Annotated in this window: 20 protein-coding genes; 5 read left to right on the top strand and 15 right to left on the bottom strand. The window is 58.8% G+C overall.

The genetic code is table 11. From position 1 onward, the window contains the following. Window positions 1-44: 44 nt before the first annotated feature. The 9 genes from AAAX72_RS07575 to AAAX72_RS07535 form a co-directional block, all read right to left on the bottom strand. Entirely contained in the window at window positions 45-869 is an 825-nt protein-coding gene (locus AAAX72_RS07575) for a PTS system mannose/fructose/sorbose family transporter subunit IID (RefSeq protein WP_197032845.1), read from the bottom strand. Further along, a complete protein-coding gene (locus tag AAAX72_RS07570; protein WP_006235882.1) occupies window positions 859-1,632 on the bottom strand; it encodes a PTS sugar transporter subunit IIC in 774 nt (257 codons plus the stop codon). The genes AAAX72_RS07575 and AAAX72_RS07570 overlap by 11 nt, the downstream gene beginning before the upstream one ends. A 294-nt stretch (window positions 1,633-1,926) precedes the next feature. Then, window positions 1,927-2,409, bottom strand: coding sequence for a PTS sugar transporter subunit IIB (locus AAAX72_RS07565; protein WP_349129810.1), 483 nt, complete (start codon window positions 2,407-2,409; stop codon window positions 1,927-1,929). 57 nt (window positions 2,410-2,466) lie between these two features. Then, window positions 2,467-2,886, bottom strand: coding sequence for a PTS fructose transporter subunit IIA (locus tag AAAX72_RS07560; protein WP_349110697.1), 420 nt, complete (start codon window positions 2,884-2,886; stop codon window positions 2,467-2,469). 21 nt (window positions 2,887-2,907) lie between these two features. After that, window positions 2,908-3,969 (bottom strand): SIS domain-containing protein, encoded by a 1,062-nt coding sequence (locus AAAX72_RS07555; RefSeq protein ID WP_117770657.1) that lies wholly within the window; start codon window positions 3,967-3,969, stop codon window positions 2,908-2,910. A 275-nt stretch (window positions 3,970-4,244) separates the two neighbouring features. Beyond that, window positions 4,245-4,958 carry a GntR family transcriptional regulator gene (locus AAAX72_RS07550; protein WP_349129809.1) on the bottom strand — a complete coding sequence of 238 codons (714 nt, stop codon included), beginning with the start codon at window positions 4,956-4,958 and terminating at the stop codon, window positions 4,245-4,247. Next, window positions 4,943-5,710 carry a GntR family transcriptional regulator gene (locus AAAX72_RS07545; RefSeq protein WP_349129808.1) on the bottom strand — a complete coding sequence of 256 codons (768 nt, stop codon included), beginning with the start codon at window positions 5,708-5,710 and terminating at the stop codon, window positions 4,943-4,945. Before AAAX72_RS07545 ends, AAAX72_RS07550 begins: the two co-directional genes overlap by 16 nt. 35 nt (window positions 5,711-5,745) lie before the next feature. Further along, window positions 5,746-6,237, bottom strand: a complete 492-nt coding sequence (locus AAAX72_RS07540; RefSeq protein WP_349110692.1) for a hypothetical protein — start codon at window positions 6,235-6,237, stop codon at window positions 5,746-5,748. Between the two features lie 248 nt (window positions 6,238-6,485). Then, on the bottom strand, window positions 6,486-7,514 hold the full coding sequence (locus AAAX72_RS07535; protein WP_349129807.1) for a LacI family DNA-binding transcriptional regulator: 1,029 nt from the start codon (window positions 7,512-7,514) through the stop codon (window positions 6,486-6,488). 183 nt (window positions 7,515-7,697) lie between these two features. Between AAAX72_RS07535 and murB the strand changes: the two genes are divergently transcribed. Further along, on the top strand, window positions 7,698-8,660 hold the full coding sequence (gene murB / locus AAAX72_RS07530; protein ID WP_349088208.1) for a UDP-N-acetylmuramate dehydrogenase: 963 nt from the start codon (window positions 7,698-7,700) through the stop codon (window positions 8,658-8,660). Between the two features lie 222 nt (window positions 8,661-8,882). On the opposite strand, the gene AAAX72_RS07525 is transcribed toward murB, so the two are convergent. Next, window positions 8,883-10,088 carry a hypothetical protein gene (locus tag AAAX72_RS07525; protein ID WP_349129805.1) on the bottom strand — a complete coding sequence of 402 codons (1,206 nt, stop codon included), beginning with the start codon at window positions 10,086-10,088 and terminating at the stop codon, window positions 8,883-8,885. Window positions 10,089-10,354: 266 nt separating this feature from the next. On the opposite strand from AAAX72_RS07525, the gene galE reads away from it, so the two are divergent. The 3 genes from galE to glgP all read left to right on the top strand — a co-directional run bounded on the left by galE (window position 10,355) and on the right by glgP (window position 15,537). Then, window positions 10,355-11,416, top strand: coding sequence for a UDP-glucose 4-epimerase GalE (galE, locus tag AAAX72_RS07520; protein ID WP_271744562.1), 1,062 nt, complete (start codon window positions 10,355-10,357; stop codon window positions 11,414-11,416). Between the two features lie 219 nt (window positions 11,417-11,635). Beyond that, on the top strand, window positions 11,636-13,141 hold the full coding sequence (gene malQ / locus AAAX72_RS07515; protein ID WP_270253519.1) for a 4-alpha-glucanotransferase: 1,506 nt from the start codon (window positions 11,636-11,638) through the stop codon (window positions 13,139-13,141). Between the two features lie 128 nt (window positions 13,142-13,269). After that, window positions 13,270-15,537: a glycogen/starch/alpha-glucan family phosphorylase gene (gene glgP, locus AAAX72_RS07510; RefSeq protein WP_252200052.1), complete on the top strand. Its 2,268-nt coding sequence runs from the start codon at window positions 13,270-13,272 to the stop codon at window positions 15,535-15,537. A 458-nt stretch (window positions 15,538-15,995) separates the two neighbouring features. On the opposite strand, the gene ugpC is transcribed toward glgP, so the two are convergent. The 5 genes from ugpC to AAAX72_RS07485 form a co-directional block, all read right to left on the bottom strand. Continuing rightward, window positions 15,996-17,195, bottom strand: a complete 1,200-nt coding sequence (gene ugpC / locus AAAX72_RS07505) for a sn-glycerol-3-phosphate ABC transporter ATP-binding protein UgpC (RefSeq protein WP_035137764.1) — start codon at window positions 17,193-17,195, stop codon at window positions 15,996-15,998. Between the two features lie 68 nt (window positions 17,196-17,263). Continuing rightward, complete coding sequence (locus AAAX72_RS07500; RefSeq protein WP_022095055.1) at window positions 17,264-18,103, bottom strand: carbohydrate ABC transporter permease; 840 nt, start codon at window positions 18,101-18,103, stop codon at window positions 17,264-17,266. Continuing rightward, the gene (locus tag AAAX72_RS07495) at window positions 18,103-18,957 is read right to left on the bottom strand and encodes a sugar ABC transporter permease (RefSeq protein WP_006235864.1); all 855 of its coding nucleotides are present in this window, start codon (window positions 18,955-18,957) and stop codon (window positions 18,103-18,105) included. Before AAAX72_RS07495 ends, AAAX72_RS07500 begins: the two co-directional genes overlap by 1 nt. Before the next feature lie 87 nt (window positions 18,958-19,044). Beyond that, window positions 19,045-20,361 carry an ABC transporter substrate-binding protein gene (locus tag AAAX72_RS07490; protein ID WP_006235863.1) on the bottom strand — a complete coding sequence of 439 codons (1,317 nt, stop codon included), beginning with the start codon at window positions 20,359-20,361 and terminating at the stop codon, window positions 19,045-19,047. A gap of 306 nt (window positions 20,362-20,667) precedes the next feature. Next, complete coding sequence (locus AAAX72_RS07485) at window positions 20,668-21,387, bottom strand: GntR family transcriptional regulator (protein ID WP_035137765.1); 720 nt, start codon at window positions 21,385-21,387, stop codon at window positions 20,668-20,670. 229 nt (window positions 21,388-21,616) lie between these two features. Between AAAX72_RS07485 and AAAX72_RS07480 the strand changes: the two genes are divergently transcribed. Further along, window positions 21,617-24,067 (top strand): PTS transporter subunit EIIC, encoded by a 2,451-nt coding sequence (locus tag AAAX72_RS07480; protein WP_349129804.1) that lies wholly within the window; start codon window positions 21,617-21,619, stop codon window positions 24,065-24,067. Window positions 24,068-24,114: the final 47 nt, after the last annotated feature.

The following is a 24,114-nucleotide window of genomic DNA, read 5'->3' as shown; positions in this document are numbered from 1 at the left end:
ATCGACGCAACCGTTAGACGCGATGGAAGCGCGATTCGAACATATTAGGCAAGCACGCCAAAGTAAGCGCCGATGATGCCCACGACCATGGTGCAGAGGATCAGGACCATCGGGTTGATCTTCTTGGAGAGCAGCCAGTAGTAGAGCCAGAAGGCGGCCATACCGAGCATACCGGGCATGATGCCGTCCAGGATGTCCTGGAGAGTTTGGGCGGAGTCGCCCTGACCAATGGCGATGGGCAACGAAGCCCAGAACATGTCCTTGCTCATGGCGCCGACGACCATAACGCCGACAATGCCGACGCAGGCCATGATCTTTTGCATCAGGCCGGTCTTCTGAGCCTCGTCGAGGAAGCCAATGCCTAGCTCATAACCCTTGATAGCGCCAAAGATACGAATCAGGAACGCCGGGATGTTGTAGACGAGCAGGAAGGCGATGGGGCCAAAGACGTTGCCGGCCTGGCACAGGCTGATGCCCACGGCAGCGGCGACGACGCGCAGGGTGGACAGGAAGAAGGAGTCACCCAGGCCGGAAAGCGGACCCATGAGGGCGGCCTTGATGTCGTTGACGCTCTCGGGCTCAACCTCGCCACGAGCGACCTTTTCTTCCATGGCCATCGCGATGCCGCCCACGAAGGGAGCGAGCTGCGGGGTGATGTTGAAGAATGCGCTGTGACGGTGCAAGGCCTCGGCGTAATCATCGGGACGGCCGGCATAGATCTTCTTGAGCATGTTGGCGACCATCAGGCAGAAGGCAATGTTCATCTGCTTGTAGTAGGTCCAGGAGAATTCCATGCCCAGGGCGCCGGTGTTCACGGCGCTCTTAATGAGGTCGGAGCGAGTAATCTGGTTCTCGGAATTAGAAGTCATCGTCCTCATCCCCTTCCACAGAAAGCTGGGACTGGGCGCCACCAAGGCCCAGCAGGTCGTACTTGTCGATGCCGATGATGATTGCGATCAGGGCGACGCCGAGGACGGGCACGTTGGCATAGGAGCACAGCAGGAAGCCCAGGAAGTAGAACGGCACGAGCTGCTTGGTAAGCACCAGACGGCCGAGCATGGCGAAGCCCATGGCAGGCAGGATGTTGGCTGCGACGCCAAAGCCATCGAGGACGAACGTCGGGATGAAGTCGAGCAGGCCCTGAACGGCGTCGGCACCCAGATAGAAGGAGACCGAGCACAGGATAAAGGCCAGGACGACAATCACGAGACCGATAATCCAGTGCATAGCGTAGATACCCTTGAGGTTACCCTTGCTGGCAAAGACGTCGGCACGGTCGACCAGAAGGGGCATACCGGCGTTGACGACGTTCTTAATGGCCAGGCACAGAGTGGCGATGGGCATCGCGAGCGCGATAGCGGCCTCGGTGCTCTGACCCAGCTGAATAGCGAAGGCGCAGGCGAGCACACCGCCAATACACTCATCGGGCGGCACGTAAGCGCCGATGGAGATTGAACCCATGAAGAGCAGCTCGAGGCTCGCACCGATGGCGAGGCCGGACTGCAGGTCCCCGAGGACTATGCCGACGAGCGGGCACAGAACGATCGGGCGGAACGCATAGAGCGTACCGAGCTGATAATCGAGCTTACCGAAGGCAGCGATAAGTCCGATGAGGATCGCTTGAACAAGCATTGTTCCTCCCTTTGATCCCTCTTGGATCCGCGCGGCGATTCCCGACTTGTCAGCGCGCCCTTTTCCATGCCGACAATCGCCCAGACAGATCCAGCTTGTACCGGTGTGCCGTTAACACCTAAACCGGTGCAAATGATTTGATACCAATTATATAGTCATGCGAAAACTATTTAATACCAATCGCTCAACGGGCGTGTACTCCCGGTGAACGGTAGATGGGGGTAACGGGTAAAGCGTTTATCCGGTACGCCCACGAATAGGGGCGGCGCCGTGCGCGCCGCCCGTAGTTCCCAATTAGAGGGCGCTTAGGGCATCGACCTTGGGGTCGTCGGCCAGAGCGCGAATCTCGACCTCGACACCGCGGCCGACGAGCTCGCGAATGTCCTCTTCCTCGGCAGCAGTCACAAAGATCTGGCGGGAGATCTTACGGGCATCGGGACGCTGCTCGTCCTTGGACTTGGTGTTGCCCAGGTTGATGGAGGTGATCTGCGGGCAGCCGTCGACAAGCTGCTTGGCCTCGGCGATGCTGGCGACGCAGATGATCATCTTGTACTTATCGGTAACACCGGAGTTGATGGCCTCGATGGCGTGCTCCATGTCCTTGATGACGAGCTTGACGTTGGCCGGCTTTCCCATCTTGAGCGTAGTCTTCCAGACGGGATCGTTGGCAACCTTGTCGCCAACGCAGAAGATGCAGTCAGAGTCCAAGCCCTGGACCCAAGAGACGGCCACCTGGCCATGAAGCAGACGATGGTCGACGCGAAGCAGTTGAATCATGATTGACCCCCAAAGGTCTCATGCCGGAAACCCGGCCCCATTAATAGCAGGCGGTGACTAGAACTCTTCCTCGTCATCCGCATCGGTCAGCAGGTCGTTGACAAACTTGACGCGCGTGTCGTCAGCCGCGAGGATCTCGCGGATAACCTGATCGGCGGGAGCCTCCTGGTCCGAAAAGAGCAGCTGGATCAGCAGCGGCAGATTCATGTTGGCAACCAGGTAGGTGTTGGGGCGCGTCTGGACGATCTTGGTGAACTCGTTGTTGACGCTGCCGCCAAACAGGTCGGTGCACACGATTATGTCGTCGGCGGGGTCGAAGGTCGCCAGGAGCTTGGCGGCCTCCTCGGCGACGTCGGTGCGGCCGTCGACAAACATCGACAGGTCGTGGACGTTATCGCGCGCGCCCGAGAGCAGCTCGGTGCTCTCTTTGATGCCGGTCGCAAAATGCGCGTGGCTGGCAAAGATGTATTGCCTCATTGCGGTTTCCCCCAAATGAAATTAGTAGTCGAACTGGTGGTAGTAGCGGCGGTACTTGAGGTTGTGCTTGGTGACCAGCTCGTAATTGCGCGCGAGTCGGTCGGTGGTCAGCACGGACAGGATCCACGGCGACACGATGACGCGGAAGTCGTCGTCCAGGCCCGGGATCGCGTACTCGGCGGTGTCGATGATGACGTAGTCCTCGTCGCCGGTCACGCCGCTGGTGAGGAAGGCGCGGACGCGCTCGTCGAGGGCGCGGCACTCGTCCTCTCCCATGAACAGGAACACCGGGACGCCGGGCTCGAGCAGCTCGAGCGTGCCGTGGAAGAAGTCGTGCGAGGTGATATGGCGGATGCGCTTCCACTGCATCTCCTCGAGCAGGCACATGGAGTACAGGATGGTCTCGCCCCACAGCGCGCCCGAGCCGATGAACATGGTGTAGTCGGCCAGCGCGTACTTCCTGGCGAGCTCCTCGGCGCGCGGCTCGAAGCGCTTGCGGATGTCGAGCATGTCCTTCCAGACGTCCTTCGTCTGCTCGATGAACAGGTCGAACTTGGGGAAGCAGCCGCGGCGGTTGAGCAGGCGCAGGCCGAAGCAGTCGGCGAGGTAGTAGCCCTTCTCGCAGCCGCCGGCGCCGTGGTCGGAGGCCATCATGACGCAGTTCTCGGCGCCCACGGCCTGCCCGATCTTGCCCTCGGGGTTGGTCATGGCGAAGACGCGCACGCCCATCTCCCTCATCTTGCCGACGGCCTCGAGCACCTCGGGGGTGGTGCCGGACTCGGAGGCGGTCAGCACGACGGACCTGTCGGTCATGCGCTTGTGGCCCATGACGTTCCACTCGGCGGCGTGGATCAGGTAGACCTCGAGGTCGCGGTCGCCGAACTTGTTCATGAGGTACTCGAGCTGCATGAACTCGTCCCAGGTGCCGCCGACGCCCATCAGGAAGACGGCGTCGTAGCCCTCCTCGTGCACGCGGTCGGCCAGGGCGGTCATCTTCTTGCCGGCCTCGTAGACGTTCCTGCCGTCCTCGAGGTAGCCCTCCTGGTCGAAGTGCATGATCTCGATCTTCTCGGTCTCCTTCATTCCCGCTCCTTTCACGAGCAGTTTGAATTGTCGCACGGAATGAACGGGCTTGCCGCCCCGTCGCACCGCTTAACCTTGTGGACATCTTGGCCCCAAGCTCAACAATTCAAAGGTTCTTAATACCAGTGAACGATTACAGGTTAGCCGTTTTTAATACCGATTTTTTGATTTCGTCCTCCCATCTCGGTAGACGGTCAGTTTTTGCCGCTCATCGGTCAAGCGACATATATCCGTAAAAACGAGCGCCCCCGCCGTGCGCAGGGACGCTCTAGACGCTAATAGTTGTAGGTATATCCGCCGGCGTCGCCGCGGGTAAAAGAATTGGCATGCTCGATTGCCTGCCCACTCGAGTCATAGGTCAGGCCTTCCAGCACGAGCGCCAGATCGCCCGGCTCAAGATTGAGCAAACTCGCATCGCGTGCGCCCAGCGCCTCGATATCGAGTTTCTCTACCGACTGATCTGGCTTGCGTCCCAACATATCGTAGGTCTCGAACAGGCTGAAGACCGAAATGTCCACGCCTTCGATGCCCGGAAACAGCAGGCACGGAATCAGTGTCATCTCGATCGATACGGGCTCACCATCGATGCAGTTGAGGCGGCGCACCGAGTAAAGCAGATCGTCCTCAGCGATGCCAAACAAGTCGGCATAATACGGGCCGGCGTAGCGTTTGGAGCGCGCCAGGATGCGCACCGACGGCGTCGCGCCCGATGCCAGAACCGACTGGCGGAAGCCGCCCTTGCGTTCGTGCTCGTCAAACCACTTATGTCCCACAAAGGCGCCTTTGCCCTGCACGCGACGAATCTGGCCACTTTTGACCAGCTCGTCCATGGCGCTTCGGATTGTCAGGCGTGTCGTGCCAAACTCCTCGGCCAGCTCGTTTTCGGACGGAATCATCGAGCCCGTCGGGTAGTCGCCGCGCTCGATTCGCTCCGCAATGCAGCGGCGAATTTGTTTGTAAACCGGCAAGTCTTCTACTGCATCAGCCATTCGACACCCACCTTCGTCGCAACGCCGTCTGCCTCGCCGTTATCGGCAAAACGATACTTGGTCGGCAGAATCACGGACTTACAATACTCGACAAAGCCATCGGTCTCGTCGCGCTCGTGCGAAGCCTTGTAAAACACCGGCGTGCCCTCCTGAGCATTCAGCAACTTGGCCTCGTCGGCGTTCAGACGGCTGATGGAAATATGCTCCTTGCCGTGCGTCACATGGACATTCCCCTCCTTGAGCAAAACGTCGTAGAGGCTTTCCTGCTCAAAATCGTGATCGGGAAGCGAGGGGCACAAAGACAGATTGACGTAAGCCGTCTCGATCGATGCCGGGGAACCGTTGACCACACGCACGCGCCGAATGCAGAAGAGCGGCATGCCCAGGTCGATCTGGGCTTTTTGGGCAAGATCGATATCGGCATACACGACCTTGGACCAAACCAGGCGCGCGGTCGACTTTGAGCCAACCCTCTCCACCGCCTGCGTATAGTTCCATGTTTCCTGAAAGATGTTCAGCGGTTTGGGAGGACACACATAGGTGCCCGAACCGCGGCGGCTTTCCAAAGTTCCGCACGAAATAAGGCGCATGATCGCAGCACGCAACGCCGTGCGCGACACGCCCAGCTCTTCACAGAGCACACGCTCGGCGGGCAGCCGGTCGCCGCTCTGCAGGTCATAATGTTTGATATACCAAAGAATACCCTCAAAGGCGCGATCTTTGGGCGGAATCGCATATGGTTCACTCGACATGGGCAAGACTCCTCAACCGCTTGATGCTGCAGGAATCATTGCTCCGGACGCCTCATGGCGTCGAAGGCTTCTTTGATCTGCTCCGCAACGTTCCGATACGACCGATATAGGCCGGAGTCTCGCTTGACTTCGCCCGCGGTCACCGGAATCTCAAGCTTCGAAATCTCATCCTTGCCGGTTTGCACGGCAACGATGACACCCATACCAAGGCACATATTACGCTTGGCAGCGTTGTTTTTGGTAGCCTGAGCTGGATTAATCAAAATCTGCTGAGCCAGTTCGCGTTTGCTGAGCTCCGGCACATCCTCGGGATTTCCGGTCTCGGCAATCTCGCACTGCAGCACATCCGCATAGTCAAAAATCTTCGGCTCGCCGCCGCGCTGATGCACGGCCCACTTGCGGCGCGTGGCATCCTGGTAGATAGCCGGCAAAAACGTAAACCGCGGTGGGTCCAAAATCGTATCCGTGATGGTAAACACATCGGGATCAAAGGCATCCTGCGGGTTTTTCTTCTTGAACAGCCCCATATCACCCTCCCGTACTAGCATTAAACAACTCAAGCTGAATATAGCACCAATTTCAAGCCGCCACTTTACCGTATCGGTACGCGGCGTCTATGGCTCGCCCAGCGGAAGAGTTTACGGACGAGGGCCGGGGTGCCTGCCTTGTTTTGAGAAGTTCGCGGAGCCCACTTTTCAAAACAAGGCAGGCACCCCGGCCCCGCCGGCAAATAGCGGACACTCCGCATGCAATCTATGCAAACAAACAAGTACGCTTAGCTACATTCGGTAAGCTCGAGCACGCTGCCCTTAACGATAAGCGCCGGCTCCAGGACGACCTCTTCGGCACGCCTGCCGCCCCTACCGGCAAGACGCTTGGACATGCAGCCAAAAGCATGCTCCGCAAGGACACCAGGATCCTGCTCAATCGCGGTCAGCGCCGGCTCAAAGAGAACGTCGGCCGCCGAGTTGTCATAGCTCACCACCGAGATATCGCCCGGGATGCTCTTCCCCATCTCGTGCAAGCGCTTGAGCAGACCGAGGGCGATGTTATCCGAACTTGCGAACACAGCGGTGGCATCAGTTGCGAGCACCGCCTCCGAGGCCTCATAGGCACTCGGAATGTAGTACTCGCTCTCAAACTCCAAACGTGCGTCGATAGGCAGGCCAACCTCGCGCAGCGCGCGCTCATAGCCGGCAAGTCGCTTACGCCCCGTATTGGAACGGCGCGCGTTAACCAAGCAGGCAATGCAACGGTGGCCCTGCTCGATCAGATAGCGAGTGGCCATGTAGCCACCCATCTCGTGGTCGAACATCACCTTGTCGCACTCGAGCCCCTCAATGGCACGGTCGACCATCACGGCAGGGATAGGCAGATGGCTGACTTCTTCGCGCAGGGCGCGGTCGTCGGAGAACTCGTCGCCTACGACCAGGAAGACGCCATCAACGCCGCGCGTCACCAGCTGGCGCAGCAGCTCCAGATCGTCATCGGCGCTTCCGCCCGAGCTGGTAATGAAGAGCGCATAGCCGTCCTCGCGGCAGCGCTTTTCCAGGCTACCGGCGAGCGAGGCAAAAAAGCGGCTCTCGATGTTAGGGACGATAAGGCCCAGGGTGCGCGACTCGCGCATGACCAGGCTGCGCGCGATCTGGTTGGGAACATAGTGGTTGCGCGCCGCGACCTCTTTGATGAGCTTGCGGTTTTCTTCCGAGATGCGACAGGGCCGATTATTGAGCACAAGCGAGACCGACGAGGGGGAAAGCCCCACCTCCTGGGCGATCTGCTTGAGGGTGACTTTGTTGGCCATCTCGCTCCTTCCGGGTTTACGCGCAATCTCTTGAAAGTATAGCGACTACCCCTCTACCTCGGTGATAAACACTTTACCAATCCGGTAGACGGCTGTTTTATCGCCGCCAGCGCACCAAATCCGTCCGGGTGGGGTATATTGCAATCGATTGATGACAACGACCACCAAAAGGCGGATATTCGTATGCACGAGAACGACTTTTTTAACGAGGACCTGCTGTGCGCGCTTGCTGGCGTTGCCGGCGAGGACAACGTACTGATGAGCGAGCCCATGCGCGAGCACACCACGTTTAAGATCGGCGGCCCGGCCGACGTCTTTGTCACGCCCGATACCGAGCAGGGCCTCGTCGCCACGCTCGATACCTGCTATCGCTGCGATCTGCCCCTCACCATCGTGGGCAACGGCTCCGACCTACTCGTCGGCGACAAGGGCATCCGCGGCGTCGTCGTGGCGCTGGGCGAAGGCCTCTCCGACATTACGATCGACGGCACGCACGTCACGGCGGCAGCCGGCGCGCTGCTTTCCGATGTCGCAGCCGCGGCAGCCGAGGCCGGTCTCACCGGCATGGAGCCCATCTCGGGCATCCCCGGATCGGTCGGCGGCGCCTGCTACATGAACGCCGGTGCCTACGGTGCCTGCATGGCCGATGTGCTGGAGTCCGTGCGCGTCTACAAACCCGCTCGCCAGCTCGACGACGGCACCCGCGGCAGCGGCAATATCATCGAGTTCGATGTCGACGAGCTCAACCTGGGTTATCGAAAGAGCCGCATCGCCGATGACGGCTTTATCGTGCTTTCGGCCACCTTCAATCTCGCCCCGGGCAACGCCGCGATGATCAAGGCCGACATGGACGACTACCGCCAGCGCCGCGAGGACAAGCAGCCGCTCGACATGCCGAGCGCCGGCTCCACTTTCAAGCGCCCCGAGGGTTACTTTGCCGGCAAACTCATCATGGATGCCGGCCTGCGAGGACACGCCGTTGGCGGCGCGCAGGTGAGCGAGAAGCACTGCGGCTTCATCGTCAACGCCGACCACGCCACCGCCGCCGACGTCGACGAACTCATCCGCCACATCCAGGCAACCGTCAAAGACCAATTCAACGTAGACCTAGAACCCGAAGTCCACCGAGTAGGCGAATTCCTCTAAAAAAGAAGGCCCCGAAAGGGGCCTTCACCATATTTATTCAGATAACCCAGTCCGGTGTGTCGCGCTCAGGACCCGAGAGGGCCGCGTGCCCGCCCGCAATATATTTGATTGATCGCGAGTTCCGCACGCAAAGAAGGCCACTTAATGTGGCCTTCGTCTTGCGCAGGACTGCCCGAGCAGGCAATCAAATATATTGCGGGCGGGCACGCGGCCTAGTCGGCTTTACGACAGCGCAATACCGCCAAGCCAGCCCCAACGCACGCCAGAGCCAGTACCATAAAAGCTAATGAACGAATCGAGCGACTTCGATGTAATGGCACCCTCGTTGCTCATAACGATGCCGCCGCCAACGTAGATACCCACATGACCGTAGATAAGGCCCGGAGCACCCGTGCCGCTGTGCGAGGAATCGGCCACGATCATGCCCACCTGCAGCGCCGAGCGGTCGGAGCTATAGCACCAGGCGTTAAACATGTCGCACGCATTGCCTCCAAAGTAGCCAACGCCGGCGTTACGGAAGACATTGGTGACCCACGCCGCGCACCAGTTCTGACCCGGCGAAGGCGTGGAGTAGCACGCGTTGACGACAGCCTGCTGCTTGCCCGAGCCGGCATTCTGCTGCGGAGTTCCGGGCGCGTACGATCCACCACCCGAGCTCGAACCACCCGAGTAGGAATTGTTCTTGTTCGCGGCAGCCGCGGCAGCGGCAGCCTTCCTAGCGGCCTCCTCAGCCTGGGCGGCAGCGAGGATCTCGGAATCGCGCTGAGCCATGAGCTCCTTGACGTCGTCGGAAAGACCGTTCAGCACGGTCTGGACTTCTTGCTGCTTGGCCTGCATGTCCTGCATCTGGGCAGTCTGCTGGTCCTTGAGCTTCTCTAAGTCGGCCTTCTGCGACTCGAGCTCGGTCTTTTGCGCATCGAGCTCTTCCTGGATGGTCTGAATGTCCTCGATGGCGTCGCGGTCGCTCTTGTTGATCTTCTCAACGTAATGCGCGTTGGCGACGAGTTCCTCAAACGAGCCAGAGGCCAGCAGCAGCGACAGGATGTTCGTGCCGCCGGACTTGTAGCTGGCGGCCACGCGATCGGAAAGGTCGTTGCGCTTCTTCTTGAGCTCGGCCTTCTTTTCATCGATCTGGGCCTGCGTGTCGTCAATCTTGCCCTGGACATTCTCGATGTCGTTGAGGGTCTGGGCATTCTTGTTGGCCAGCGCCGCATACTCATTTGCGATGCTGTCGAGCTGGGCCTGAACCTCGTCGAGCTGGGCCTGGGCGGCATTCAGTTTATCGGTGGTTTCTTTGGAAGCCTCCGCCGCATGGGCGCGAGTGGGCAGGCCAAAAAGAACTGCCGCAGAAGCGGCGCCGAACAGGGCCTTGAGGGCAGTGCGGCGCGAGAGCTCCTGGGAAAGGATGGAATCGCTGTTTGGTGACATATGTACTCCGTTACATGCTTATTTATATGTCGCTCAACTCATACATATTAGCGTACATATGGCGCGTCCCAACGATTTCCACGAACGGCAGGAAACTACAAGGTCGGCGGCTCGTAAGCAAATGTCAAAGATCAGGTTATGCGTACGCAAGCTCTTCTATGAGTACGTTAGCACAATCCTCTGCTTTTCCTACAGCGCACGATTTGGGCGTCCCTGCCTGCGCTATACTCCCCTGAAGAAGTGTTCCTGATTCGATAGGAGACTACATGTCCAAAGCACTCGACCCCAAAGACACCTGCGTCCTCGTTACCGGTGGCGCCGGCTTTATCGGCTCGCACACCGTCGTTCAGCTGCTCGAGGGTGGCTACCAGGTCGTCATCGTCGATGATCTCTCCAACTCCAGCGCCGTCGCCGTCGACCGCGTCAAGACCATCGTGGGCGACGAGGCCGCCAAGAACCTCACCTTCTACGAGGCCAACGTGCTCGACCGCGATGCAATGAACAAGATCTTCGATACCCATCAGATCGACCGCGTCATCCACTTCGCCGGTTTTAAGGCCGTCGGCGAGTCGGTGAGCAAGCCCGTCGAGTACTACCACAACAACATCGAGAACACCCTGGTGCTCATCGACGTCATGCGCAGCCATGGCTGCAAGTCCATCATCTTCTCGAGCTCCTCGACCGTCTACGGCGACCCGGACAACCCGCCCGTCACCGAGGAGGATCCTAAGAAGCCCGCGACCAACCCCTATGGTTGGACCAAGTGGATGATCGAGCAGATCCTTATGGACGTCCACACCGCCGACCCCGAGTGGGACGTCGTGCTGCTCCGTTATTTCAATCCCATCGGCGCCCATCCGTCGGGCCTGATCGGCGAGGATCCCAAGGGCATCCCCAACAACCTGGTGCCCTATGTCGCCCAGGTTGCCGTGGGCAAGCTCGAGGCCGTTCAGGTCTTTGGCAACGATTACCCCACCCCCGACGGCACCGGCGTGCGCGACTACATCCACGTGTGCGATCTGGCCTCTGGTCACGTTGCCGCCCTTAACTGGATGAACGGCAAGACCGGCGTCGAGATCTTTAACTTGGGCACCGGCACCGGCACCTCGGTACTCGAGGTCGTCGCCGCCTTCTCCAAGGCTTGTGGCAAGGAGCTGCCCTACGTGATCCGCGAGCGCCGCGCCGGCGACATCGCTGCCAACTGGTGCGATGCCTCCAAGGCCGAGCGCATGATGGGCTGGAAGGCCCAGTACGACATCGCGGACATGTGCCGCGATAGCTGGAACTGGCAGAGCCACAACCCCAACGGCTTCGCCGACGCCGAGTAGCAAAACCTACATACCGCTCTTGCCCCGATCTCACGTTGTGAGGTCGGGGCTTTTTCATGGCATGTAACCATTCGCCGAAAATCGACCAACTTTTTTATCTTGCCTGTACATGTTTAAACAACATGTTTTACAATAGGCGTATCGAATCAGAACATCGGAGGCGGACTGCACACCCATCGGCAGGCCGACCCCACAACAAGAAGGTTGGTGAGCGCATTCATGGAGCGTGCAAGCGGCGTCCTCATGCCCGTCTCATCTCTGCCCGGACCATACGGAATCGGCGGCTTTGGCTGGAATGCCTACGACTTCGTCGATTTTCTCGCCTCGTGCAAACAACATTACTGGCAGATTCTGCCCCTTACGACGACCAGCTATGGCGATTCGCCCTATCAGTCGTTCTCGGCCCGCGCAGGCAACCCCAACTTTATCGACTTTGCCGAGCTTATCGAGGCAGGGTATCTGGAGCAGCGCGATATCGATGGCGTGTATCTGGGATCCGACCCCAGCAATGTCGACTACGGTGCTATCTTTGGCGGCCGCCGTCAGATTCTCGACCGCGCCGCTGAGCGCTTTGCTGCCGACAAGCCGGCCGATTTCGATGACTTTATCCAGGCCAACGAGGACTGGCTCATCCCCTACTGTGAGTTCATGACCGTCAAAGAGGAGTGCGGTCTCAAGGCGTTTTGGGAGTGGCCCGCGGAGCTCCGCACCCGCGGCGAGGCTTCCGCCAAGGTCTGCGCCGACCATCCGGCGCGTATGCTCTACCACCAGATGACGCAGTACTTCTTCGATCGCCAGTGGAGCCGTCTCAAGGCCTATGCCAACGAGCGCGACATTCTCATCATCGGCGACCTGCCCATCTATGTCTCGCGTGACTCCGTCGAGATGTGGGCGACGCCTGAGCTCTTTAAGATCGACGCCGCCGGCAATCCCGTGAGCGTCGCCGGCACGCCGCCCGACCAGTTCTCGGCCACCGGCCAGTACTGGGGCAACCCCATCTACGACTGGGACGCCATGGAGTCCGACGGCTTCTCCTGGTGGGAGGGCCGCATTCGCGCCGCCCTCGACATGTACGACGTCATCCGCCTGGATCACTTCCGCGGCTTCGAGGCCTATTGGGAGGTGCCGTTCTCCTCGCCCGATTCGTCCTACGGTTCGTGGACGCAGGGTCCCGGCCTCAAGTTCTTCAAGACGCTCGAGGAAAAGCTCGGCACGCTGCCCATCATCGCCGAGGACCTGGGCTTCCTCACCCCCGGCGTCATCGACATGCGCGACAACTCGGGCTTCCCCGGCATGAAGATCCTGCAGTTTGCCTTTGAGGGCACCAACTCGTACTACCTGCCGCATAACTACATCGCCAACACCGTCGCCTATGTGGGCACCCACGACAACGAGACGGCGCGCGGTTGGTTTGAGGGAACGGCCACCCCCCGTCAGCGCGAGCAGGCAGCCCTGTACACCCATCAGCAGGCCGGCGAACCCATGGCAGATGCACTCAACCGCACCATCGCCGCCAGCGTGAGCGACACGTGCATCTACACCATGCAGGACCTGCTCAACTTGGGCAACGAGGCGCGCATCAACACCCCTGCCACGCTGGGCGGCAACTGGACCTGGCGCATGCTCGACGGCGCCATCACCCGCGAGCTCGAGCACAAACTCACCGACTGGACCGAGACCTACTTCCGCATCCCGTCGGAAGCCGAAATCGAGCTTCCTCAATAGGAGCTACCGCGCCCGACCCCTCCCCACCGTGCGGACGCGCTTGCTTTTCCCGCGCGAGGCCACCCCAATCCCCTCGCGCGGGCTTCTTATGAATTGCAGACATGAAACAACCCATCACAGGAGAAAACATGCCCCAAATTAACCTCATGGAACTCGCCGAGCAGTCTTTTGGCACCTCGCTCGAGCAGCTCGACGACCGTCGCATTTACAAGCTGCTGGTCAAACTCGTGCAGGAGCGCTCCGCCGCCTGCCCGCTCAACAACGGCAAGAAAAAGCTCTATTACATTTCCGCCGAATTTTTGATCGGCAAGCTGCTCATCAACAACATGATCGACCTCGGCATCTACGACGAGGTTAAGGACCAGCTCACCGCCGCAGGTCACGACCTCAACAAGATCGAGGAATTCGAGGTCGAGCCGTCACTCGGCAACGGCGGCCTGGGCCGCTTGGCCGCATGCTTCCTGGATTCCATCGCCACGCTGGGCTTGACCGGCGATGGCGTGGGCCTCAACTATCACTACGGTCTGTTCCGTCAGCGCTTTGTCGACAACCAGCAGAAGGCCGTCCCCGACGAGTGGCTCGGTGAGCAGGACATCCTAGTCGACGATGACCGCTCCTACACCGTCGAGTTCGGCGATTTTGCCGTTACTTCCAAGCTCGTCAACATCGATGTGCCCGGTTACGGCCAGCCCACCAAGAACCGCCTGCGCCTGTTCGACCTGGCAAGCGTCGACGACGGCCTGGTCCCCGGCAGCTCCATCGACTTCGACAAGACCGAGATCGCCAAGAACCTCACCTTGTTCCTCTACCCCGACGATTCCGACGAGCAGGGCCGCCTACTTCGCATCTATCAGGAGTACTTCATGGTGAGCAACGCCGCCCAGCTCCTGATCGACGAGGCCGTCGAGCGCGGCAGCAACCTGCACGATCTGGCCGACTACGCCGTGGTCCAAATTAACGACACGCACCCCACCATGGTCATCCCCGAGCTCATTCGCTTGCTCACCACCGAGCATGACATCGAGTTTGACGAGGCCGTGACCATCGTACGCTCCATGGTCGCCTACACTAACCACACGATTCTTGCCGAGGCGCTCGAGAAGTGGCCGCTCGCCAGCCTGCAGAAGGTCTCCCCTGCCATCGCCGACATTATCGTCAAGCTCGATGAGATCGCGAAGGCCGAGCACGATGACCCGCGCGTCGCCATCATCGACGAGCACGACACCGTCCACATGGCCCACATGGACATCCACTTTGGCTTCTCCATCAACGGCGTAGCCGCCCTCCACACCAAGATCCTGGAGGACACCGAGCTTCATCCGTTCTACGAGATCTATCCCAAGAAGTTCTCCAACAAGACCAACGGCATCACCTTCCGCCGCTGGATCCATGGGGCCAACCCCGCGCTCGCCAGCCTGCTCGACGATGTGATCGGCACCGACTGGCGCAGCACCGGCGATCTGAGCAAACTCGCCAAGTTCGCCGACGACAAGGACGTTCTTGAGCGCCTGGCCGCCACCAAGGTCGAAGCCAAGGCCATCATGCGCCAGTTCATGGCGCTCGAGCAGGGCGTGACCATTCCCTCCAACGCCATCATCGACGTCCAGGTCAAGCGCATCCACGAGTACAAGCGTCAGCAGATGCTCGCGCTCTACATCATCTGGAAGTACCTCGATATCAAGAACGGCAACAGACCTAAGCACCCCGTCACCATCATCTTTGGCGGCAAGGCGGCGCCTGCCTACACTATCGCGCAGGACATCATCCATCTGATCTTGACGCTGTCGCAGTGGATTGCAAACGACCCCGACGTGGCTCCCTACCTGCAGGTCGTCATGATCGAGAACTACAACGTCACCGCCGCCGAGCGCGTGATCCCCGCCGCTGATATCTCCGAGCAGATCAGCCTGGCCTCCAAGGAGGCGAGCGGCACCTCCAACATGAAGTTCATGCTCAACGGCGCCCTAACCCTGTGCACGCTCGACGGCGCCAACGTGGAGATTGCCGAGCTCGTGGGCGACGAGAATATCTATACCTTTGGTGCCTCGTCCAAACAGGTCGAGCAGCTCTATGCCGACGGCACCTATGACGCCGGTGTGCTCTACCGCAAGCCCGGCATTAAACTGCTGGTGGACTTCATCACCAACCCGGCCTTTATGGCGACCGGCAACGTCGAGCGCCTGCAGCGCCTGCACGATGACATTAAGGGCAAGGACTGGTTTATGGCCCTGCTCGACATCGAGGAGTACATCCAGACCAAGGAGCGCGTGTTGGCCGACTACGAGGACCAGGACGCCTGGATGCGCAAGACGCTCATCAATATCGCCAACGCCGGCACCTTCTCGTCTGACCGCACGATCTCCCAGTACAACGACGAGATTTGGCACCTGAGCTAATTTCGCTTCCCTTACCCATCCTCTTGAGAAACGGAGTCGTGGCAACACGGCTCCGTTTTTTGTGCCCGCACGTTACCCTGCGACCCAACTCGGCCAAACAATCTCGATCTGTAACAACTACTCGGTAAAAACGGTCCCAGCTGTTACAGATTGAGACATACCGGCCCCTCCCCTTGGGTTTATCTCGATCTGTAACATCTAGCAGCTGAAATTCACCTTTGGTGTTACAGATTTAGATGAAATGGTTAGCTCAGCGGAACCGTCTCGATCTGTAACATCTAACGTCCGAAATCAGCCTCACCCGTTACAGATCGAGACAAACGACCGGTCAGACAGCCCCAACACAAAGAAAGGCTCCCCCTCTCGCCCAGCGGACGGGAGGGGAGCCTTATATGTGACCGCGGCAAAAGGATGGCAATACCGCAGTCGCCCAAAGGGAGGGCCTGGATGCACCGGGCCTAGATAAGGTTCTTGCCAGAGACCTTATCGAAGAGGTGGGTCGCGTTCTTCTCGAACTTGAACCAGATGGTGTCGCCAGCCTTGAGCGCGCCCTTGGCCTCGAGGTCGACGACGGGGATAATCAGGACAAACTGGCCGTCGGGAGCGGTCACGTGGACATGCTCGGTCGAGCCCATGAGCTCGGTCACCTCGACGGTACCCTGGAGCGCGCCCTCCTCGCCCTTGTCGGCAAGCAGGATCTGCTCGGGACGCACGCCGGCCGTAATCTCCTTCACGTCGCCGCCGTCCCAGTTGAGGGCAAGCTGAGCGCAAGTCTCGGGAGCGAGCGCCACGTTCATATCCTCGGTCTTGACGGTAAAGCCGTTGCCCGAGCGCACCAGCTGGGCATCGAAGAAGTTCATCTGCGGCACGCCGATGAAGCCGGCAACGAAGATGTTCGCGGGATGGTTGAAGACCTCCTGCGGCGTGGCGATCTGCTGGACAACGCCGTCCTTCATGACCACGATACGGTCACCGAGGGTCATAGCCTCGGTCTGGTCGTGAGTAACATAAATGAACGTGCCCTTGATCTCGTGGCGCAGCTTAATGAGCTCGGCACGCATCTGGTTACGAAGCTTGGCGTCCAGGTTGGACAGCGGCTCGTCCATCAGGAAGACCTTGGGGTCACGCACGATGGCGCGGCCGATAGCGACACGCTGGCGCTGGCCGCCGGAGAGCGCCTTGGGCTTACGGTCGAGGTACTCGGTAATGCCCAGAATCTCGGCAGCAGAGCGAACCTTGCGGTCGATCTCGTCCTTGGGAACCTTCTTGAGCTCGAGCGTAAATGCCATGTTCTCGTACACCGTCATATTGGGGTACAGAGCGTAGCTCTGGAACACCATGGCGATGTCGCGGTCCTTGGGCGCCACGTCGTTGACACGCTTGCCGTCGATGAGCACATCGCCCGAGGTAATGTCCTCCAGGCCGGCGACCATGCGCATCGTCGTGGACTTACCGCAGCCAGAGGGGCCAACGAGGACGACGAACTCCTGGTCGTGAACGGTGAGGTTGAAGTCCTCTACAGCGAGCACACCGTCCTCGGTAACCTTGAGGTTGTGCTTCTTCTCCTCGGTCTTCTTCTTTTTGCCAAAGAAGCCCTTCTTTTTTGACTCGTTGTTGGGATACACCTTCTGAACATGTTTGAGAACGATCTCGGCCATGTCTCTACCTTTCGATATGCGGCGCCGCGCTGAGGGGCGCCGCAGAAACTTGCAAAACAGTTACGGCATCAGCCCTTGACGGCACCTGCCACCACGCCGTCGATGATGTACTTCTGACAGAGGATGTACATGATAACGATGGGGATAACGACCATCATGATGCAGGCCATCATGGGGCCGAGCTCGACGTGGCCGTAGCCGCCGCGGAAGTACTGGATCAAGATAGGAATGGTCTTGTACTTGGTGGAGTCGAGCGTAAGGTAGGGCAGCAGATAGTCGTTCCAGACCCACATGGTCTCGAGGATGCCGACCGAAAGATAGGTGGGCTTCATGATGGGAAGGACGATCTTAAAGAACACCTGGACCGGGTTGCAGCCATCAATCATGGCCGCCTCCTCGATCTCGAGCGGGATGTTCTTTACAAAACCGGCGAACATAAAGACCGCCAGGCCCGCGCCAAAGCCGAGGTAGATAAAGCAGATGTTGAACGGCGTGTTGAAGCCGATGCGGTCCGCCAAATTGGACAGCGTGAACATGAGCATCTGGAACGGCACGACCATCGAGAACACGAACAGGTAATAGAAGAAGTTCGAGATCTTGTTGTTGACACGAACCACGTACCAAGCGCACATGGAGCAGCACACCAAGATCAGCACGACCGACGTGACCGTGATGATGAGCGAGTACATAAATGCCGAGGCAAAGCCCTGCTCGTTAAGGGCGTGCATGTAGTTTGCGAGGCCGTTGAACGTCTCGGGCGTGAGCAGATCGAATGCCGTGGTGGTGCTGATTGCGGTCGCTTTCTTAAAAGAATTAAGCGCAATCATGAACACGGGGTAGATCCACGCGAGCGACAGGATCGTAAAGAAAATCGAGAGCGCGCGGTTGATAACCTTATCGCGTTTCATTACTGCTGCACCTCCTTGGACCTCGTGGCCTTAAGCTGGATCATGGAGATGGCCACGACCAGGATGCAGAAGATAACCGCCTTGGCCTGACCAATGCCCTGCCATGCGATACCGGCACGCGAATAGAACGTGTTGTAGATGTTCAGGGCGAGCATCTCGGTGGAGTGCGCGGGGGCGCCGCCGGTAAGGGCGAGGTTCTGGTCGAACAGCTTAAAGCCGTTGGTGATGGACAGGAACAGGCAGATGGTGATGGTCGGCATCAGGTTAGGGATCTTAACCTTCCAAAACGTCTGCCATGCCGTAGCGCCGTCGACCTTGGCGGCCTCGATGTAGTCGGACGGAATGGACTGCAGACCAGCGATGTAGATGATCATCATGTAGCCGACCTGCTGCCACAGGGTCAGGATGATAAGGCCCCAGAAGCCAGCAGCAGAGTTAAGAGCGATGAGCTGGGCGCCCACGTTGGAGAGCAGGCAGTTGATCAGAATCTGCCAAATGTAGCCCAGCACGATGCCGCCGATCAGGTTAGGCATAAAGAAGATCGTACGGAAGATGTTGGTGCCTTTGAGCGCCTTGCGGGTGAGCGCCTGCGCAATGGCCAGGGCGATCACGTTGATGAGCACCGTCGACAGGAAGGCAAACGCCACGGTAAAGAAGAACGACGTGGAGAACTGCGGATCGGACAGCGCGCGCACGTAGTTCTCGATACCGACAAAGTGCGCGTTACTAATGATAATAAACTGGCAGAACGAGAGATAGAAGCCCTGGATAAAAGGGATCACGAACCCGATCATAAACGCCAGGCACGTGGGCAGCATAAAGAGCGGCCACCAGCGCTTGAGTGCTTTGCCCATAAAAGGGTCCTTTCAATATGCAGGGGGCGGGCAAACCAACGTCTGCCCGCCCCCTGTCGCTAATCAGATAGCTTGGGCAGCAACTGCTTACTCGGAAGCGGCCTTCTCGGTCTTCCAGCCATCGACGAAGGCGTTCTTGACGCCGTCCCACTTGCTGTTATCGGCAGCGTAGGCAATCAGAGCCTGCTTGAGGTTCTTCTTCCACTCCTCGGAGGGAATGTAGACGAAGTCCCAAGCGACGGTCTTCTTGCCGTCCTTGGCCATGGCAACGGCCTGCTGCGAGAAGACGTTGGTGGTCTCCTTGGCGCTCTTGAACGGAGCGGTCAGACCCATCTTGTCGGCGATGATGCTGGTCGGGGTGTCAGCGGTGACGCACCAATACATGAAGTCCTCGGTGGCCTTCTGGGCATCCTCGGAAGCCTGGGAACTGACGCACCAGTAGTTCTCGCCGCCGGAGCACAGGCCCTGGTTCTCCTCGCCGTCAACACCGATGTAGATCGGCATCATGCCAATCTGATCGTCGGTCATGCCGGCCTTGACGAGGTCAGAGTAGGCCCAAGAGCCGTTCTGGTAGAAGACGGCCTTGCCGGTTGCGAACTCGTTGGTGGCGTCGTCGCCGGTCTTGGAAGCAAGCTGCGAAGGATCGCAGGTGGAGTCGGTGATGTACAGGTCGAAGATCTGCTTGTAGTTGTCGAGGAACTCACCCTTGATCTCGTCGTCCTCCTGGTTGTGCTCCTTCTCAAACTCGTAGTAGAGCGGCATGTTGGCAAGGTGGGTGGTGTAGCGCCAGCTGGAGGAGTCGTCCATGCCGGCGGAAGTGAAGGCACCCTCGACACCAAGCTCGTCCTTGCGGGCCTGGATGTCATCGGCACAAGCCTTCAGCTTGTCGAAGGAGTTGATGTCCTCGGCCTTGTAGCCAGCCTTCTCGAGCAGCTGCTTGTTGTAGATGATGCCGAAGCTCTCCTGGACCCAGTCGATGCACACATCCTTGCCGTCGGACTGCAGAGCCAGGGAGTCGTCAATGAGCTCACCGCGGAGCTTGGTATCGGACAGGTCGGCGCAGTAATCCTTCCAGTTCTTAAGACCGGTGGGGCCGTTGACCTGGAACAGGGTCGGAGCGGAGCTCTTGGACATCTCGGACTTAAGCTTCTCCTCGTAGGTGTTGGAAGCGGCGGTCACGATCTTGACCTCGACGCCCTTCTCCTTCTTATAGGCCTTGGCGATCTCCTTCCACTCCTTGTCGACCTCGGGCTTGAATTGGAGGAAGTAGACCTCGGCAGCGTCACCAGAAGCAGAGGAGCCGGAGCCGGCAGAACCACCGCAACCCACGAGGCCCAGACCAAGAACTGCAGCCGCGGAACCAGCAAAGCCCAGGAACTGCCTTCTGCTCATTTCGTTCTTCATTACAATCCACCCTTTCACACCGTGGCGGCACCCTTTGCCGCCGCCTTCGGAGATTGGCTCGGGGACTTTGCCCCTTTTGCTGATTTGAACGATACGCTATTTGGCTAGTTGTTTGAACAAGTATTACTAGAGCGGTAGAAAACCTTCGGTGAACGGTAATTTCAACTTGATACTTGACAAGTTTTGTATAAACAATTATTTGTTATCGAATGCAGAGAAAACGCCCGGTCAAGCCGATGTACCGTCGGTTTGACCGGGCGTTTTCTCTTTGAGGCCATGAGTCTCGTCAGGCTGCGAGCTAGCCGGCTATCGCTTGGAATTGACACGGTAATGGAAGATCTCGGGGTGTGTGCGAGTGTGCGTCACCTCAAACAAGATGCCATCCGAGGTGTACGACTGACTCTCCATGACGGCAACGCAGTTGTATTTGCCGAGGTCAAGATAGCTGCAGTCCTCATCGTTGGCGAGCTCGACACTCACCGTACGACGGCTCGCCATCACTTTGACACCGCGCTTGTGCTCCAGATAGCCGTAAATAGAATCTGCCGCGATCTCGGGAGTCAGGCCCTTGGCGATCGACGCCAAAAAATAGCCATGGTCCACTTGGCGCGCGTTGCCGTTGAGGCTTCGGACACGCACTACGCGAATCAACTCCTCGCCCACCTTAAAGCCCAGGTGACGAGAGAGTTGCTCGGTGCAAACCAGATGTTCGAAAGACTTAACGTCCGTCGATGCAACGGCATTGTTGCGCTTTGCAAACTCGCCAAACGACTCAACCTCTTCGAGTGCGCCCAACATGTCGGTTTCGCCCTTAAGCCAAATAACGCGCACGCCCTTGCCGTGTATGGGCTGCACAAACATCCCGTCGGCCAGCATACCCAAGGCGCGACGGACGGTATTGCGAGTGCATCCGAACTCCGCGGTCAGCTCGGCTTCGGTTGGCAGCATCTCCTGAAACGCATAGGTCCCATTAATGATGCGCGAGCGTATTTCTCGGTAGATTCCTTCGTATATCGCTTTTGGCATTGTTTCACCTCTACATTATTCATTTCCGGCTAGGCACGATAGCATTTCTTAAAGTTGTTTAAACCGAATATCGGTAAAGCGACAGGATTTAACCGTTGACGGTTTCTGTCATGCCCAAATCGGTTTCGCTCAAAACTGCCGGTACGACAATCGTCTGGTCCTCTACAATGAATCCATTGTTTAAACGTTTCCCCACGCGCAACGCGCCTCGATATTCGGAAGGCAGAACATGCTGCAAAAAATCCAACGCTTTGGCGGGGCAATGTTCGCGCCAGCCATGCTGTTTTCTATATCAGGCCTCATGGTCGGCGTCTCCGCTCTCGCAACGACTGCGGACATCGTCGGCGATCTCGCCGTATACGGAACCCCTTGGTACGCTTTTTGGACCATCATCCAGCGCGGCTCGTGGACGGTCTTTAAACGCCTCCCGCTCCTTTTTGCCGTAGCGCTGCCCATCGGTCTTGCCCAAAAACAACCGGCTCGTTGCTGCCTCGAGGCTCTCGTCGCCTATTTTGCCTACTGCTTCTTTTTGAGCGAGATCATTAAGCTGAGCGGAGACAATCTTGGACTTAAGTACCCGTCGTCTTTGACCTCCGCCAGCGGTATCACCATCATCGACGGCATCAAGACGCTCGACACCGGCATTATCGGCCCGCTGGCGGTATCGGCAACCGTCGTCGCCATCCATGACCGCTTCTACGATGCCAAGGTTCCCGATTGGCTCGGCACCTTCTCGGGCTCCTCGCTGGTCTACCTCATCAGCTTTTTTGCCGTGTTTGCCCTTGCTGCTATCTCGGCCGCCATCGTGCCCTACGCATACGATGTAACCGATACGCTGCGTCACGCGCTTGCAGGCGTCGGTCCTTTTGGCGTGGGCATCTTTGTCTTTTTAGAACGAGCACTCGAGCCCTTTGGCCTGCACCACCTGCTCTACATGCCGATCTACTACGACAACCTGGTCATTAACGACGGCATCTACGCCACGTGGAGCAGTTTGCTCCCCATCCTCTCCCATAGCACGCGCCCCCTTAATGAACTTGCGCCGTGGGCCGGTTTTACCGCCACCGGCTGGGTCAAGCTCTTTGGCCTTCCTGCCATCGCAGCTGCGTTCTACTCCACCGCAAAACCCGAGCGCCGTGCCGGCCTCAGGGTCATCCTTGCTCCCGCCATCATCGCCTCGGTGGTTTGCGGCGTTACCGAGCCACTCGAGTTTCTCTTTATGTTCACCCACCCCGGGCTCTTTTTGCTCTACGCCGTCTTATCGTCTTGCCTTGCCACAACCATGAATCTCTTTGGCATCGTCGGCATCTTCTCGGGCGGCCTGATGGAGATGGCAGCCTTCAACTTTATTCCGCTCATGCGCACGCATGCCGGTGCCTATCTTTTGGCGCTCGGTATCGGCCTTGCCTTTAGCCTCATCTTTTTTGTTAGTTTTCGAGCACTCATCTTGGTCTATGACCTTAAGACACCGGGCCGCGAGGATCATGTTGCCAATCGCGCGGCAATCGATTGTTTAACGGGAAGCGACTTTGCCAAAGAGCAATCCCCCAATGACGAGGTCGATAGTCGATCCGATCAAGATCACGTCCTCGCTGAGCGGGTAATTCAGCTTTTAGGTGGCGTTGGCAATATCGTGGGCGCAACCAACTGCGCCACGCGCCTGCGCGTCGAGGTCGCAGACCCTTCCATCGTTGCAGATAACGCGTCGTTTGTCGCGGTGGGCGCCAAGGGCCTCATCATTACGGGCAAGACCGCCCAGGTGGTCATCGGCATCTCCGTTCCCCGCGTTAAAGAGCATTTTGACCAGATCATGGGCCTCGAGCCGGAATTTGTGCCCACCACCTCGGCCTCCCCTGCCGCCAGCGCAGCCCATAAGCGCGGCGCTATTTGCTTCTTCGATATCGACGGAACGCTCGCCTGGCAAGACCCCAGGCTCGCCCAAGACCTTCCCGAAGACGAGCGGGACCTCTCCCCCTATCCCAACGAGGCGGTTTCGCAGGCAATCCGCGAGTTTGTCGCCAACGGCAACATGGCCTTTATCTGCACGGGACGCACCCTGAGCTGCATCCACCCCAAACTTCTTGAGCTGCCCTGGACCGGCATCGTCTGTCTTGCGGGCGGTTACGCCGAGATCAACGGACACGCAATTCGCGATCTGTCGATGACGCCCAGTATGCTGCAGCGTCTTGCCCCCTACCTTGAGCAATCGGGCGAGGTCATCCGCTTTGAGGGCCTCAACGGCGTCGTGCGCATGAGTGCCGATGCGCCCGATGCTCCCGGATACGCGCGCACCCTGGGCGACGCAGTCACGCAGCTGCAACATTACAGTGTCTACAAGATCTTGATGTCTACATCGCTCGCCAACCACATCGCTCAAGATAAGGCACTTGAGCCGCTGCTGTGCTTTAATGAGCTCGAACTCGAGGTAACCGAAATCTCGCCCCGCGAATGCACGAAGCGCGGGGGCATCCAGTCTGTACTCGACGCCCTCGACCCCCACCACGGAACCGTATACGGCATTGGCGACGCCAGCAATGACGTCTCGCTGATGAACGCCGTCGATGTCGGCATTGCGATGGGCAACGCACCGGACTATCTCAAGGATAAGGCCGATTACGTGACCGACACCGTCGATCATGACGGTGTCGTTGCGGCGCTCGAGCATTTTAGGCTGATTTAGGCACACTCCATCAAACGCACGCCCGTTGTCCTAAATCGCCAAAACTG

The sequence above is a fragment of the Collinsella sp. CLA-ER-H8 genome (assembly GCF_040092335.1).
In the GTDB taxonomy this organism is placed as follows: Bacteria; Actinomycetota; Coriobacteriia; order Coriobacteriales; family Coriobacteriaceae; genus Collinsella.
This window is presented reverse-complemented; position numbering and strand designations above follow the sequence as displayed.